A 14,399-nucleotide genomic window follows, 5' to 3' on the forward strand; every position below is an offset into this window, starting at 1 on the left:
CATTCCAGTGCCCCCAACCACCAATCCCATCACCTGTTCAATTTTCTTGTAGTCATGGAATATCTGAAGAGTGTCATCAATCCCCGCGGAAGCTGGAAACAGCGCCTCGTGGAGCTTTTGTCCACGATTTCTGCAAACGACACCAAAGCTATGGGTTTTCCCGCCGACTGGCAAGAGCGCCTTCCCTGGAGGGATAAGGCTAAGTGAGTTTCCCTAGCTGAAAGCGGTATTTAAGGTGGAGTGGTTGGTGGCGATGCCTGACAAAAAAGCCGTCAAGTGAGGCCCATGAAAAGGAAAGACAGCAGCTCAAACCGGTGGATCGAAGCAGGGACGCTTAACTTTCTTGCTGTATGGGGTTTTTCCTCACTCAAGCTATTTCACGATGCCGGATATCCTAAACCTGTGAGAATACTTCACGCGACACTCGCCCTGTTCTGTCTGCTGGGTTGCGCCGTGTCGGCGGCCGAGCGGCCGCTGGTCGATTTCGGCCGCTGGGACAGTGCCGGACTTGAGCGGATTATCGCAGAGGCGCGCCGGCTGGAGACGCCCGGCGAGCGGATTGTTTCCCCCTCCCGGAACTTCCTTGCGACCCCTTATGTCGCCGATACCCTGATCGGTGATCCGCAGACCGCGGAACAGTTGGTCATCACCCTGGCCGGGTTCGACTGTTTTACTTTTCTCGATGTGATCGAAGCCTTGCGCCGCGCCGCAGACCTGGACGATTTCCCGGAACAGTTAAAGCAAGTCCGTTATCGCGGCGGCAAGGTGAGTTATGAAAACCGCCGGCACTTTTTCAGTGACTGGGTTGCCGACGACACCGCCAGGGTCGGGGACATGACCGCCGCCGTCGGCCAGGGCAGAGCCCGGGCGGTCGTCAAGCAGCTCAATCTCAAAAGTGACGGTTCCCGCTGGTTGCCGGGGCTCCCGGTGACGCGGCGCGAAATAGTCTACATTCCCGCGGACGAAATGGATCGGGATGTCTTGTCCGCTCTGCAGGCCGGCGATTATGTCGGTATCTACAGTGATCACGCCGGTCTTGACGTCAGCCATGTCGGGCTGCTGGTCCAAGGCAAAGACCGCTTCATGCTGCGCCATGCCTCATTGAGCAACGGAGTCGTTGACGTCGATCTGCTGGAGTATTTACAGGGCAAGCCGGGGCTGGTGGTCTACCGGGCCAGGTAGCCTGGTGGACCGTTCATCCGTAGGCTGGCGGTCTGATTACACCACCGTCAGCATCGCGTAGCTGATGGTGAAGCGACCGCTTTCGGGGACGAACAGCAGCAGCCGGTCGCCCTGCTTGAGTCGGCCCGAGTGGAGCAGCTCTTCGAGAATGATGTAGATCGAGGCCGAGCCGGTGTTCCCCTTGGTCGGCAGGTTGGAGAACCAGCGCTCGTAGGGGATTTCGAAGCCGATGTCCTTGAGGTGGTCGTAAATCTGCGGGCGGAAGAAGTCCGAAGAGTAATGCGGCAGAAACCAGGTGATCTGCTCGGGGCGCAGGCTGTATTTATCGATCAGTTTCGGCAGGGTGCGATCGACCGAGGTGGGAATGATCTCGCTGTTGAGCAGCTTGACGTCCTGCTTGACGTGCATGATATGCTGCCGGGCGCTCTCTTCGGGGGTGAATTCACGCCAGCCGGTCAGAGAGCCGTCGGCATTTTTCAGCGCCCCGGAGTACATGCAGGTCTCGAACTGGTGGGCAAAGGAAACCAGCTCGATCCAGTCGATTTTCAACGCCCGTCGTCCTGTTGGCCGTTGGCTGGTGAGAAAGGCCGCGCCGGCGCCGTCTGAGAGCATCCAGCGCAAAAAATCGGCTTCAAAGGCGAGAATCGGCTGCGCTTCGAGGTCGACATCGTCGCGGGTCGGGAGGTCGCCGCAGAGAGCCGCGCGCATGTAGGTGGAGGAAAGCTCCGAGCCGGTGGCGACGGCATTGCCGACCAGGCCGGAAGCGACGTTGAGCCAGGCGTACTTGAGGGCGGTCATGCCGGCCACGCAGACACCGGCGGTGCTGACCACTTCGCAGGGGGCGGAGGCCAATTCGCCGTGCACCATCGAGGCGTGGCCGGGCTTGGTCTGGTCCGGGGACGAGGTGCCGCAGGCCAGGCATTCGATGTCGGCCGGGGTGAAGCCGTCGTAAGGGTGAAGCTGGCGGATCGCCTCGGCGGTGAGTTGGGCGTTGCTGTGGGTGGTGCGGCCTGTGGCCGGATCGATGGCGTAGTGGCGGTTGCTGATCCGGTTGTTGCGCAGGATGATGCGACGGGTACGGGACGGCAATTGGCTGACCATCCCCAGGATTTCTTCCATCTGTTCGTTGGAAACCGGCGCGTTGGGGAGAAATGCGCCGAGGTCAGTGATAAAAACATCCATGCCGTAGTACCTTTATAGCTTTTATAACTTTATTTTTTTATGCCCAGCCTGGTAGAGGGCGGCGAACTGCTGGTAAAAAGCGGCTTCATCCAGCGTCGTGGGAGTCACCGCGTTGGACAGGGTGTAATAATCGAGGTCGTGGACCCTGATTTGATCCCGCATCTGCCGGTGCAGCGCGGTACCGGGAAGGGGTGTCAGCACCGTGTAGATCGGCAGGTCGATGGCGTTGTCGGCGACGTAGCGGGCCAGCCGGTCGAAATCCGCTTCCTGGTAGTCGGGCGAGACGATGAAGTCACCGACGATGTTGATGCCGAGCCCATGCAGGATCTCGATTGCCGCCAGGTTGGTCGCGGCCGAACTCTCCTTGTTCATGCGGTCGAGCCCCAGGTCGCTGATCTCCTCGAAACCGATGATCACCGAGCGCAGTCCGGCGTCCTTCCATTCGCGCAGCAGCTCCGGATGGCGAACCACGGTGTCGGAGCGGACATCGGCGAGAAAACTCTTCTTGATTCCTCCGTCGACGATGGCGCGGCAGAGCCTCCGGGCGTGGTCGGGGTTGCCGAAGGTGTTGGCGTCGACCAGGCGGATCACCGGGACGTCATTCAGCAGCCGGATGTCGCGCACCACCGTGTCAATCGACTGACTCAGATAGCGTCCGCCGGTCAGCCCGGCGATGCAGCAGAACGAGCAATCGAAGGGGCAGCCGAAGGCCGAGCTGACAAACCCCATCGGCACGCCGAGCGCGGCCAGGGTATACTGGTCTCGGTAACCGGCGACCAAATCGTAGCGCGGCGGCTGCTCTTCCACCAGGTCGTTGCGGCTGTAGTGACGGGGCCGCCAGCGCAGCGATTGGCCCGGTGTGGTGCGGCAAATTCCCGGGATGTTCGCCGTTTCACCACCGGTTTCGAGCGCATCGACCAGCTGCCGAAGGCTCTGTTTGCCCAGGCCGATAACGATATAGTCGATCTCCAACCGGTTGAAAAATTCGGGGTCGTTGCTGGCGTGCACCCCGCCGACCACGACGGTGGCACCACACTCCTGCCTGATCCGCCCGGCCAGGGCCAAGGCGGTGTTGGCTTCGCAGGTGACCGCGGTCAAGCCGACCAGGTCGGGGGTGTAGCCGGCCAGGGCCGCATCGAGACCGTCGGGCTCGGCCTTGAGGTCGAGTATCCGTACCTCGTGCCCCGGCAAATTTCCCGCCAGGGTTTCCAGGGCCAGCGGCTCACCCCGAAAAATCTGCTTGATGGTCGTGATCCCGTAGCGTTCTTCGGGGATCGAGCGGCCGCAGTTGGGCGGATTGATCAGCAGGATGTTCATGGTCAGGATGCGGCGTCGATGGGGCGGAAGGTTGCGCCGGGCTCAACCCCAGGCGGGATTTCGACCGGCGATTCCGGCCGGATGCCGGATCATCGCGTAAACATAGCAAGATTCAGGCGGATTTGTAAAGAGAGGGATCCCCGGATCCGTTGGAATGCTATAATTACGACAGGTTTTTGCTGCCGAGGTCGATGATGGGACGCACCTCGTCGATTTTGAAGGTAGCCGCCGCCCGAATGCTGCTGGCGGCCATTTTGCCCGCCGTCAGCGTCACCTCAGCGACGATTTCTTCGAACTGGGCGCCGCTGGTCTCGATGCCGGCCAGGTCAAGGTAGAGGCGGGCCCCCTTCCAGGCCAGCAGGGTTTCACCGGGTTCGAAAAACATGAACACCGCTTTCGGGTTTTCCTTGAGGTTGGAGAGCGTCCGGTTCCCCCCCAGTCCGAGGATCAGGGTGTACTCATCGGTCAGCCGGCCAGAGCCGAAAATGGCGCAATTGACCCGGCCCGCGTTGTCCGCCGTGCTCAGGGTGCCGAACCGGCCAACCCGGCTGAAAAGTTCCCTCATCCGTTTTCTGTCCATCAGATGCTCCCGCAGGTCTCAAGCGAAGAAAAATGCCGGGTCATTATACCCGGAAAGCGGCCGGCGTAAAGGCCGATTTCCCTTCCGGGGCAATGCCACGGGTGCCGATCGGGCATGGCGCGGCAGGGATATGCGAAACGTTGAATGGTTCCTCCGCGGAGAAAGCGCCGGCGATAATATAAGTTGCACCGATGCCGGTAACCATTTAAAAAGAGAAGGTACGGCAACGAGGGGGCAGGATGGCGGACGGCTTGTCGACCATGAAAAAACGACGGAAGTACCGGTTCCCCTGGCGACGCGGCAACCGCTTCGAGCTGCTGGTGGATGGCCGCGAGTTCTACTCCGCCATGGTCGAGAGCATACTGGCGGCCCGGCACTATGTGCTGCTCGAAATGTACCTGTTCGAATCGGGGCAGGTCGCCGACCGCTTCATCGATGCCCTGATCGCCGCCCGCAACCGGGGGGTGCAGGTCTATGTCCTGCTCGACGCCTTCGGCTCCCTCTACCTGCGGCGCCGGGACCGGGTGCAGCTGGTGGCGGCCGGGGTGCAGCTGGCTTTTTACAACCCCCTGCATCCGCTGCGCTGGCACCGCAACCTGTTCCGCAACCACCGCAAGCTGCTGCTGGTCGATGGCACGGTGGCTTATACCGGCGGTGCCGGCATCACCGACCAGTTCGATCCCGACCTCGAACCCGGGCGCTACTGGCATGAAATGATGGTGGCGGTCCGCGGTCCCTGCGTGGCCGACTGGCAGGAGCTGTTCGCAGAAAGCTGGGAGCGCTGGGTCAAGCTGCCGCCTGAGGGGATCGAGCCGGCAGTGCCGGAAACCGAGGCGGCCGGCGAACTCGGGCGGGTGGTGGTGCACGGGCATGCCGTATTCCCTTCGGAAATCATGCGTTCCTACCTGCGTCATATTGCCCGCAGCCGCAGCCGGGTCTGGCTCGCCACCGCCTACTTTGTTCCCCCCTGGAAACTGCGCCGCGCCCTGCGCCGAGCCGGCAACCGCGACATCGACGTGCGCCTGCTCCTGCCCGGACCCCATTCCGACCATCCCGTTCTCCGCCATATGGGCAGCCGCTATTACGAACGTTTGCTGCGCAACGGGGTGCGCATCTTCGAGTACCAGCCCCGCTTCATTCACGCCAAGGTGCTCCTGTGTGACACCTGGCTGAGTATCGGTTCGAGCAATTCCGACCGCTGGAATTATCGCTGGAACCTGGAAGCCAACCAGGAATTGCAGGATGCTGCGATGGCCGGCCGGGTGCAGGAGTTGTTCGAGGAAGATTTCGCCCACTCTTCCGAATTCGATTACGAGCACTGGCGCCGGCGGTCCCGGCTGCGCCGGTTGCGGGAATGGTTCTGGGGCAAGGTGGTGCTGCTGCTGGCCTGGTTCAGCAATCGCAAGAATCACCGCGGCGGGCCGCCGGAAGATTCCTGAGGGTTCAGCTCCGGTTCTGCTGCGGTTGGGGTTTCATAAACAGTTAATCAAAGAGGAGTGTTCATGCAGATCTGGGTCGACGCCGACGCCTGCCCGAAAGTCATCAAAGAGATTCTCTACCGTGCCTCCGAACGAACCCGGACGCAGCTGACCCTGGTGGCCAACCAGCCCTTGCAGACGCCGCCATCGAAATTTGTCCGCAGCATTCGTGTGGCGGCCGGTTTTGACGTGGCGGATAACGAAATTGTCCGCCTGCTGCAGCCCGGCGACCTGGTCGTGACGGCCGACATTCCGCTGGCCGCCGAAGTGGTGGAAAAGGGAGCCCATGCCCTCAACCCGAGGGGCGAACTTTACACCGAAGACAACATCCGCGAGCGCCTGGTGGTGCGGGACCTGCTCGACCAGTTGCGCGGCTCCGGCATCGAGACCGGGGGACCGGCGGCCTTCAGCAAGGGCGATCGCCAGGCGTTCGCCAACCAGCTCGACCGGCTGCTGACCCAGGGCGCCAGCCGGCCTTCAGTCGCGGCCGGACGGCCGGGAGAGGCCTGATGGCCGACCGCCTGGTCACCCTGCGCAGCTATACCATGCCCTGGCAGGCCGATCTGGCCGGGGCGCGCCTTGCCGCCGAAGGAATCCCCTTTTTTCTCAAGGATGCCAACACCGTCTCGATCAACTGGCTCTATTCCAACGCGCTCGGCGGGGTCAAGCTGCAGGTGCTGGCGGCCGATGCCGAGCGGGCCCGGACACTGCTGGCCGAGGTCGCTGCGGATCCGTCTCTGCCCGAAGAGGGCGACCTTCCGGGGTGTCCCCGCTGCCGGAGCCGACAGCTGCAAAAGGTGGTGCGGGGGCGGATCTGGGCCCTGGTCGCCTGGCTGTTTCTCGGGCTGCCGCTGCTCTGGCCCTGGCGGCGGCTGAAATGCCTCTCCTGTGGCCACGTCTGGTCGGCCCACCGGGGCACCTTCCCCGATTTTCACTCCCTGCAACGCTAAGATGCTGCCGGATTAAGCGGGCCGAAGCGGCCGCAGCAACGGCCGTCAGGGGAGACCGGAAAGCCCCTGAAATTTCTTCTCGGCAAGACGATGCTGTGGCATTTTGTCCCGGCGGTCGTCCCGATCAGGCGAAAATTCTTTGGCCGCAGTTTGTCGACATGCTATTCTCCGCGGCATTTCCTGCTAAAATCCATACTGCCGATAATGTGCAATTGCTTAACAACCGGAGGAGCAATGAACCTGCTGCTTAACGATAACGAGGTGAGGGTGCTCGGCTGTTTCATCGAAAAAGAGACGACCACCCCCGAGTATTACCCGCTCACCCTCAATGCCCTCACCAACGCCTGCAACCAGAAGTCGAACCGCGACCCGGTGGTCGCGTTCGATGAAACCGATGTGGTTCGGGCCCTTGACCGCCTGCGTCATTTCGGGTTGGCCATGCAGGCCGGCGAAGGCGGCCGGGTGCCCCGCTACCGGCATTCGCTGATGGAGAAGCTGCACCTTGAGCCGGAAGAGCTGGCGGTTCTGGCCGAGCTGATGCTGCGCGGGCCGCAGACCGTCGGCGAGATCCGCGGGCGGGCCGACCGCATGCATCCGCTGGACAGCCTCGAAGAGGTCGAGGCGATTCTGAAGGCCCTCTCCGAGCGGGAGGTGCCGCTGGTCGTGCAGCTCCCCCGCCAGCCAGGGCGCAAGGAGTGCCGGCACATGCACCTGCTGGCCGGAATGCCGGATCACAGCGACGAGGCCGCCGCGCCGCCGTCGGAAGCCGCCACTCTGAAGGTGAGGGCCGAAGATGAGCGGATCGCCGCCCTGGAGTCAGAGCTCGCGGCGCTGCGTGCCGAGTTCACAGTACTGAGGCAGGAAATGGCCGCGTTTCGGGAGCAGTTCGAATAAACCCACGGTTGCCTGGGGGGGCTTCCGGGCATCGAATTCACAACGGCGTGCATTTGCCAGGGAGGTTTTATGCGGTTACAGGTTTTCAGGTGCGTCCTTCTGGCCGGGCTGCTGGCGGCCGGTAGTTCATCGGCGCTGGCCGCCGGTTTCTCGATTATCGAACAGAGCGTCAGCGGCCTCGGCAACGCCTACTCCGGCGGCGCGGCTGCCGTCGAAGATGCCAGCACCATCTTTTTCAACCCCGCCGGCATGACCCTGCTGGAGGGTCAGCAGGTTGTTGCGGGAATGCACGTGATTGTCCCTTCCGCCAAGTTCGACAGCGATGGGGCGGAAAACGCCCTGGGCGGGGCAATCGGCGGTGGCGACGGCAGTGACGGCGGGGTGGTCAAGCCGGTCCCCAACTTTTTTTATGCAGCCAACCTGGGCAATGGCTGGTCGGTCGGCCTCGGTATCTGCGCGCCCTTCGGTCTGGCCACCGAGTACGACAAGGACTGGGTCGGCCGCTACCACGGGGTCGAGTCAGAGGTGCTGACCATCAACATCAATCCCTCGCTGGCCTACCGGGTGAATGACAGCCTCAGTGTCGGCGCCGGGGTCAGCGCCCAGTACATGGACGTCAACCTGACCAGCATGATCGATTTCGGCCTGGCTACACTGGGCGCCTCCGATCCCCGCTCCGATGTCTATGCCGATATGAATGCCGATGACTGGGGCTACGGCTTCAACCTCGGCCTGCTGTACGAGTTTGACAAAAACTCGCGGGTCGGCGCCGCCTACCGGTCGCGGATCAAGCACAAGCTGGAAGGGGATGTCGATTTCTCTCTGCAGAACCGGGCGTACCTGGCCACCTTCGGGTTGGATGCCGTCGCCGCCGCCAATTTCCCCGATCAGGATCTTGGCGGAGACATCACCCTGCCGGCCAGCGCATCGCTCAGCGTCTACCATCAGTTCACCCCCGAGTGGGCGCTGATGGCGGATGTCACCTGGACCGAGTGGAGCACCTTCGAGGAGCTGGTCATCGAGTTCGATGGCGCCCTGGCCGACAGCGTGACCACGGAAAACTGGGAGGACAACTGGCGTTACTCCATCGGGGCGACCTATGCGGCGAACGACCGGCTGAAATTGCGCCTGGGCCTGGCGTACGACGAAACGCCGATTCCGAGCGCCCGCTACCGTACCCCCAGAATTCCCGGCAATGATCGCTTCTGGACCGCCTTCGGGGTCGGCTACCAGATCAGCAGGAACATGAATCTCGATTTTGGCTATACCCACCTGTTTATCAAGGATGCCAAGCTTGACAAGACCCTGGCTGATGACGAAAATCTCTCCCGCGGTACCCTGCGGGGGGAATACGACAGCGCGGTGGATATCGCCAGCCTGCAGCTGACCTACGCCTTCTAGCTCCGCGGGGGGAGACAAAATCCCCTTGACTTGATTTGGTTTGTGATATATATTGAAAAACATATTTATGGCAACCAAATGAATCAAGAGGATGTTGGCACATGGAAAATGTAATTATCCCCCCCGCGACGACCACCGAAATACGTCGCCGTACCCAGTGGCTTTTGGCCCCGGTCATGATCGTGACCGTTGTCCTGGGCTGGAAATACCCGCTGCTCGGGTTCGCCGTCCCGGTCGCCATGGTTACCGGCATGATCGGCGGCCTGTTCCGCGGCCGCTATGTCTGCGGCAACCTCTGTCCTAGAGGCAGCTTCATCGATCGCATGCTGACCAGGGTCGGGGGCGATCGGCCGATCCCGGCGCTGTTTCGCAAGATGAGCTTCCGCTGGCTGGTCTTTGCCGCGCTGATGGGGTTCATGGTCTGGCGGCTCAGCCTCAACCCGACCTCCTGGCAGCACTGGGGGCTGGTCTTCTGGTCGATGTGCGCCCTGACCACCGGGGTCGCGGTTATCACCGGGATGCTCTACCATCCCCGCAGCTGGTGCTCGTTCTGCCCGGTGGGGACGGCGCAGAACGCCCTCGGCGGGCACAAGCTGCCATTGCAGATCGCTGCCGACTGTCGCCAGTGCGGCAAGTGCGAGAAGGTCTGCTCGATGAATCTGCCGATCGTCAGGCACAAGCCGGCCGGCGTGCTGCAGGAGCGGGATTGCCTGCGCTGCTCCGAATGCGTCGCCGCCTGTCCCGCCGCCGCTCTCAAGTGGCCAGAGGGCGCCTGATTTTTCCAACAATCGAGTCACAGCAAAGCCCCGCCGGAAAGGATTCCGGCGGGGCTTTACTGTTTTTCAAGGGGCGTGCATGCGGGTCTCCCGCGCGGCCTAGCCCGCCGCACGGGCACTAGTTGAAGTGAATTCTCTGCACCCCGTCGATGCCGGCGATGATGCCGCTCAGTTCGCGGCCGATACGCACCCGGTGCTGGGTGATGACGAAGCGGTAGCGGACGCTTCTGCCGCCAAGGTCGTAGTCGGCTTCGAGGTCAGAAATGCGCAGTTTGCGGTCCAGGAAAATGCGTTCGAGTTCGGGATAGATGTCGGGGTCTGAAACGGCCGTAACCGTGAGATGCAGGTAGCGGTCTTTCTTGATGATCGGTTCGAGCTTCTTGAGAAAAATCAGGGCCATAAGCGCGATGATGGCGCCGATGGCGCCGGCGGCGAACATTCCCATACCGAAGGCCATGCCGACGCCGGCGACCAGCCACAGGCAGGCGGCGGTGGTCAGCCCGCGTACCGACAAGCCTTCCTTGATGATGACCCCGGCGCCGAGAAAACCGATGCCGGTGATGATCTGCGCCGCTGCCCGGCCCGGGTCGAGACGGACCACGCTGCTGCCGGGGAGGTCGCCGTACTTGAGATAAAAGGCCTCGGAGACGATCATCATCAGGCAGGAGCCGACAGAAACCAGCAGGTGGGTGCGCAGCCCCGCCGGCCTGCCGTGCTTTTCCCGTTCGATGCCGACGATGCCGCCAGCTAAGGCGGCCAGCAGGATTTTGAAGAGAATCGCCAGTTCATAACTGCCGAACAGGGTCGAATGGAAAAACATGGAATACCTCCTTAGGCGGTCGCGGCCGCCGCTCACCTCGTCATTATGGGTCAACAGGGGGGAAAACGGAAGCGGTTTTCAGGAAAGGTGGCAAGCGACTCCCTGCCTGGCCGTGCGAAAAATGAATTGTCCTATATACTTTTAATAATTGCAAGTGGGGGGCTGGGCTCGAACGGTTGTGTATTGCGATGCCGGTTTTAGACGGGGAGTGTTGAGTGACCGAATTGATCAAGATACTGCTGGTGGAGGATTCACAAACCCATGCCGAAATGATCCGGCACGCGCTGGAGAAAGCGGCGGGGCGGCTGCAGGTGACGGTGGCGGCATCCCTGGCCGAGGCCCGGGCTGTTCTGGCCGAGACCGAACCCGATCTGCTGCTGGTCGATTACCAGCTCCCCGACGGCTGGGGAACGGAACTCCTCCCCGACAATCCTGCCCAAATCCGCTGGCCGCTGGTCTTTCTGACCGGCCAGGGGGATGAACAGGTGGCGGTCGAGGCCATCAAGGGGGGGGCGCTTGATTACGTGGTCAAGACGGCGAATATGCTCGAAGACATGCCACACATCGTCGAGCGGAGCCTGCGCGAATGGGGGCACATCGTCGAACACCGGCGGGCCGTCGAGCAGGCCGCCGGTTTCGGCCGCCTGCTCGACGCTTCGCTCAACGAGATTTATACCTTCGACGCCGAAACGCTGCGGTTCGTCCAGGTCAACCGGGGGGCGCTGGAAAATATCGGCTATTCGATGGAAGAGCTGCGGCAGTTGACCCCCGTTGATCTCAAGCAGGACTTGACGCTGGAATCCTTTAAGTCCCTGCTGCAGCCGCTTCGGGACGGAACCCGGGAAACCATCACCTTCTGCAGCAGCCACCAGCGCAAGAACGGCTCCAGTTACCCGGTGGAGGCGCATCTGCAGTTGCTCACCCTGGAGGGTCGCCCGGTCTTTGTCGCCATGCTGCTCGATATCAGCGACCGCAAGCGAGCCGAGAACGCCCTGCAGCGCAGCGAGGAGCGCTTCCGCTCCATTTTCGAAACCGCGGCGGCCGGTATGGTGATGATCGCTCCGGACGGACATTTTCTCCAGGTGAACCCGGCATTTGTCCGTTTTATCGGTTACCAGGAGGCGGAGCTGCTGACGATGTCGGTTCTCGACGTTACCCACGCCGAAGACCGCGGCTGGACCCGCAAATATTTCCAGCTTCTGTCCCGGGAGCAGAGCCGTATCATCGACACCGAGAAACGCTACCTGCGCAAGGACGGCACGGTGCTCTGGGGGCATACCTCGGTGTCATGCGTGCTCGAGGGGGAGAAGGCGGAGGGCTATTGCGTCGGTCTCGTGCAGGACATCACCCGGCGCAAGCTGATGGAAGAGCGATTGCAGGAGGTCAACCGGGAACTGGATGCCTTCGTCTATACCGTGTCCCATGACCTGCGTACGCCGCTGACCCCGATCGTCGGTTACGCCCAGTACCTGAAGTCGGCCTATGAGGAAAAGCTCGATGCGCAGGCGCTCGATATTCTCGGCGAGATCGACCGGCAGGGGCAGATCATGGCGGCCATGATCGAGGATTTGCTCAACCTGGCCAAGGTGGGGGCGCTGAAACTTCCGGACGAACCCCTGGATGTGGCCCAGGTGGTGTCCGATCTGCTGGATGTCATGGCGGCGCAAATTGCAGAAGCGGGGGTGGACATCCGGGTGGAGAGCTTTCCCGGGGTGCGTTTACCCAAAACCCTGCTGAGCCAGATTTTCGACAACCTGATCGGCAATGCGATTCGTTACGCCGGCAGCAGTGGCGGTCCGATCGAGGTCGGGGGGGTGCGGGACGGGGAGCGGGTGCGACTCTTCGTACGCGACCATGGCCCCGGTATCCCGGAAGAGGAGAAAGGAAAGATCTTTGAGGCTTTTTTTCGCGGCGCCTCGGGGAAGGATTTGCGCGGTACCGGGATCGGCCTGGCGACGATCAGGAAAATCGCCCGGCTCTACGACGGCAGGGCCTGGGTTGAGGACACGCCGGAGGGCGGAGCGACCTTCTGGGTCGAATTGGTCGGGTAGTCTCTCGTCAAAACGATGAATGGTTGTTAACTCCCCGGAAAGGGTGCTAAGATACCCGCTACTGTGGATTGGCCAATGATGGCGGTATCCGGGGTGCCGGTATCCTGCCTGGACGAGCACGTATCGCCTGACGGGGTTTTTTTGTGACCACCTCTATTCTCGACCACCCCTTGATTTCCCAGCGTTATTTCTTCCCTCGCGCGGAGCGGTTCGACGACCCGTTCTGGGTCGAGGTCGGCGCGGTCCGTCTTGGCTGCTATTTCCATCGGCCCCATCCCGGCGCGAAAACCATTGTCCACTTTCATGGTAACGGCGAAATCGTCGCCGATTATCTCGGCGGATTCGTCGCCATCGTCGAGCGGCTCGGCTACAACTGTTTTCTGGCCGAATTTCGCGGCTACGGGATGTCGTCGGGAACCCCCGCCCTGGGGCGGATGCTCGACGACGTGGCGCCGCTGCTCCGGGCCACCGGCCAGCCCGAACAGGAGCTGGTGCTGTTCGGCCGCTCGGTCGGTTCGCTGTTCGCCATCCATGCCGCTTCGCTGTTTCCAAAGGTCGCCGGGCTCATCCTCGAAAGTGCCGTAGCCGATCCGCTGGAGCGCCTCCTGCTCAGGGTCAGTCCGAGAGAGTTGGGGGTCTCCCCGGCCGCGCTTGAGGCCGAGGTGGCCGCCCGCCTCGATCATCGCCGCAAGCTGGAGGCCTATGCCGGCCCGACCCTGGTCATGCACACCCGCAATGACGGCCTGGTCGATGTCAGCCACGGCGAACGCCTGCATCGCTGGGCCGGCGGGGAGAAGAGCCTGAAAATTTTCCCCCGCGGCAACCACAACGACATCATGGCGGTCAACGCCCGCGAATATTTTGCCCTGGTCCAGGGGTTCATGCACGCCCTGTAACTTTATCCGTCAGCCTTTCAGGTGAGTCCAGATGATTAAAAAACCGATCACAGCCTTGGCCGTCCTTGCTCTGCTGCTGGCCGCGCCGGCGGCGCAAGGGAAAATCTACCGTTACGTCGATGAAAACGGAGTCACCGTCTTTGTCGATGACGAATCGCGGATTCCCGCCCGGTATCGCGAAGAGGTCAAATCCTACCAGGGCCAGCTCGATCACCTGACCCCGGAAGAACGGGAGGCGGTGCGCGAGCGCGAGCACCAGCAGCGGGAGCAGGCCCGGCAGGAGCAGCAGCTGGAGCGGGCCGAGCAGCAGCGCCAGTCCCTGCTCAAATCGCTGGAGACGCCGGTGACCATTCGCGGCAACCAGGTGCTGGTGCCGGCCCAGGTTGCCTTCGACCGCAGGAAGGCCAACGTCATGCTGCTGCTCGATACCGGCGCTTCGGGGACGGTCTTCCACCGCTCGTCGCTGGAGCGGTTGAATGTCGAGAGTGAAAAGTCCGGCTATTCACAGGTGGCCGGCGGCGGGATCATCCCCACCGACGTGGTGAAATTCCAGTATATCCAGGTGGGGCCGTTCAAGGTCGACAACGTACGGGCGATGGTTATCGATCACAAGCTCACCCAGGCGAGCTTCGACGGCCTGCTCGGCATGGATTTTCTCCGCCACCTCGATTACCGCATCGATTACGACCGGCAGGTGATCCGCTGGCAGCCCGATCTCGGGCGCGAGTAGCTTGCGTTTCAGATGGTGTGGGTTGAGCCCGGCTGGTTGCCGGGCTCAGTCGTTTCCGGGGGAGCGCGCTTCCATGATCGCCTCGACGATCAGCCCGCAGGGGATGGCGAAGAGGATGGTCAGCAGTGAGCGGGTGAGGGAA

General features: G+C 62.1%; 14 protein-coding genes and 1 pseudogene. 11 read left to right on the forward strand and 4 right to left on the reverse strand.

Going from position 1 to position 14,399, the window contains the following annotated elements:
* Nucleotides 1-207, forward strand: a pseudogene (locus ABYV89_RS07570) (hypothetical protein); the annotation flags it as partial.
* A gap of 195 nt (nucleotides 208-402) precedes the next feature.
* The gene (locus tag ABYV89_RS07575) at nucleotides 403-1,182 is read left to right on the forward strand and encodes an N-acetylmuramoyl-L-alanine amidase-like domain-containing protein (RefSeq protein ID WP_432822340.1); all 780 of its coding nucleotides are present in this window, start codon (nucleotides 403-405) and stop codon (nucleotides 1,180-1,182) included.
* 36 nt (nucleotides 1,183-1,218) lie between these two features.
* On the opposite strand, the gene ABYV89_RS07580 is transcribed toward ABYV89_RS07575, so the two are convergent.
* From ABYV89_RS07580 to ABYV89_RS07590, 3 genes are all read right to left on the reverse strand, one after another.
* The gene (locus ABYV89_RS07580; protein ID WP_432822341.1) at nucleotides 1,219-2,364 is read right to left on the reverse strand and encodes a beta-ketoacyl-ACP synthase III; all 1,146 of its coding nucleotides are present in this window, start codon (nucleotides 2,362-2,364) and stop codon (nucleotides 1,219-1,221) included.
* Nucleotides 2,365-2,385: 21 nt separating this feature from the next.
* Entirely contained in the window at nucleotides 2,386-3,681 is a 1,296-nt protein-coding gene (locus ABYV89_RS07585; protein ID WP_432822342.1) for a B12-binding domain-containing radical SAM protein, read from the reverse strand.
* A 163-nt stretch (nucleotides 3,682-3,844) separates the two neighbouring features.
* Entirely contained in the window at nucleotides 3,845-4,261 is a 417-nt protein-coding gene (locus ABYV89_RS07590) for a pyridoxamine 5'-phosphate oxidase family protein (protein ID WP_432822343.1), read from the reverse strand.
* A gap of 260 nt (nucleotides 4,262-4,521) precedes the next feature.
* Between ABYV89_RS07590 and ABYV89_RS07595 the strand changes: the two genes are divergently transcribed.
* The 6 genes from ABYV89_RS07595 to ABYV89_RS07620 all read left to right on the forward strand — a co-directional run bounded on the left by ABYV89_RS07595 (nucleotide 4,522) and on the right by ABYV89_RS07620 (nucleotide 9,760).
* On the forward strand, nucleotides 4,522-5,700 hold the full coding sequence (locus tag ABYV89_RS07595) for a phospholipase D-like domain-containing protein (protein WP_432822344.1): 1,179 nt from the start codon (nucleotides 4,522-4,524) through the stop codon (nucleotides 5,698-5,700).
* 63 nt (nucleotides 5,701-5,763) lie between these two features.
* Nucleotides 5,764-6,249, forward strand: a complete 486-nt coding sequence (locus tag ABYV89_RS07600; RefSeq protein WP_432822345.1) for a YaiI/YqxD family protein — start codon at nucleotides 5,764-5,766, stop codon at nucleotides 6,247-6,249.
* On the forward strand, nucleotides 6,249-6,689 hold the full coding sequence (locus ABYV89_RS07605) for a DUF2007 domain-containing protein (protein WP_432822346.1): 441 nt from the start codon (nucleotides 6,249-6,251) through the stop codon (nucleotides 6,687-6,689). The genes ABYV89_RS07600 and ABYV89_RS07605 overlap by 1 nt, the downstream gene beginning before the upstream one ends.
* Nucleotides 6,690-6,923: 234 nt before the next feature.
* Nucleotides 6,924-7,583, forward strand: a complete 660-nt coding sequence (locus tag ABYV89_RS07610) for a YceH family protein (RefSeq protein ID WP_432822347.1) — start codon at nucleotides 6,924-6,926, stop codon at nucleotides 7,581-7,583.
* 69 nt (nucleotides 7,584-7,652) lie between these two features.
* The gene (locus ABYV89_RS07615; RefSeq protein ID WP_432822348.1) at nucleotides 7,653-8,984 is read left to right on the forward strand and encodes an OmpP1/FadL family transporter; all 1,332 of its coding nucleotides are present in this window, start codon (nucleotides 7,653-7,655) and stop codon (nucleotides 8,982-8,984) included.
* 101 nt (nucleotides 8,985-9,085) lie between these two features.
* On the forward strand, nucleotides 9,086-9,760 hold the full coding sequence (locus tag ABYV89_RS07620) for a 4Fe-4S binding protein (protein ID WP_432822349.1): 675 nt from the start codon (nucleotides 9,086-9,088) through the stop codon (nucleotides 9,758-9,760).
* A gap of 118 nt (nucleotides 9,761-9,878) precedes the next feature.
* Here ABYV89_RS07620 and ABYV89_RS07625 read toward each other — a convergent pair whose 3' ends face one another.
* Nucleotides 9,879-10,580: an MgtC/SapB family protein gene (locus ABYV89_RS07625; RefSeq protein WP_432822350.1), complete on the reverse strand. Its 702-nt coding sequence runs from the start codon at nucleotides 10,578-10,580 to the stop codon at nucleotides 9,879-9,881.
* 215 nt (nucleotides 10,581-10,795) lie between these two features.
* On the opposite strand from ABYV89_RS07625, the gene ABYV89_RS07630 reads away from it, so the two are divergent.
* From ABYV89_RS07630 to ABYV89_RS07640, 3 genes are all read left to right on the forward strand, one after another.
* Complete coding sequence (locus ABYV89_RS07630; RefSeq protein WP_432822351.1) at nucleotides 10,796-12,631, forward strand: PAS domain S-box protein; 1,836 nt, start codon at nucleotides 10,796-10,798, stop codon at nucleotides 12,629-12,631.
* Nucleotides 12,632-12,774: 143 nt separating this feature from the next.
* Nucleotides 12,775-13,527 carry an alpha/beta hydrolase gene (locus ABYV89_RS07635; RefSeq protein WP_432822352.1) on the forward strand — a complete coding sequence of 251 codons (753 nt, stop codon included), beginning with the start codon at nucleotides 12,775-12,777 and terminating at the stop codon, nucleotides 13,525-13,527.
* Between the two features lie 31 nt (nucleotides 13,528-13,558).
* Complete coding sequence (locus ABYV89_RS07640; protein ID WP_432822353.1) at nucleotides 13,559-14,257, forward strand: aspartyl protease family protein; 699 nt, start codon at nucleotides 13,559-13,561, stop codon at nucleotides 14,255-14,257.
* Nucleotides 14,258-14,399: the final 142 nt, after the last annotated feature.

The sequence above is a fragment of the Trichloromonas sp. genome, from assembly GCF_041583255.1.
GTDB lineage: Bacteria > Desulfobacterota > Desulfuromonadia > Desulfuromonadales > Trichloromonadaceae > Trichloromonas.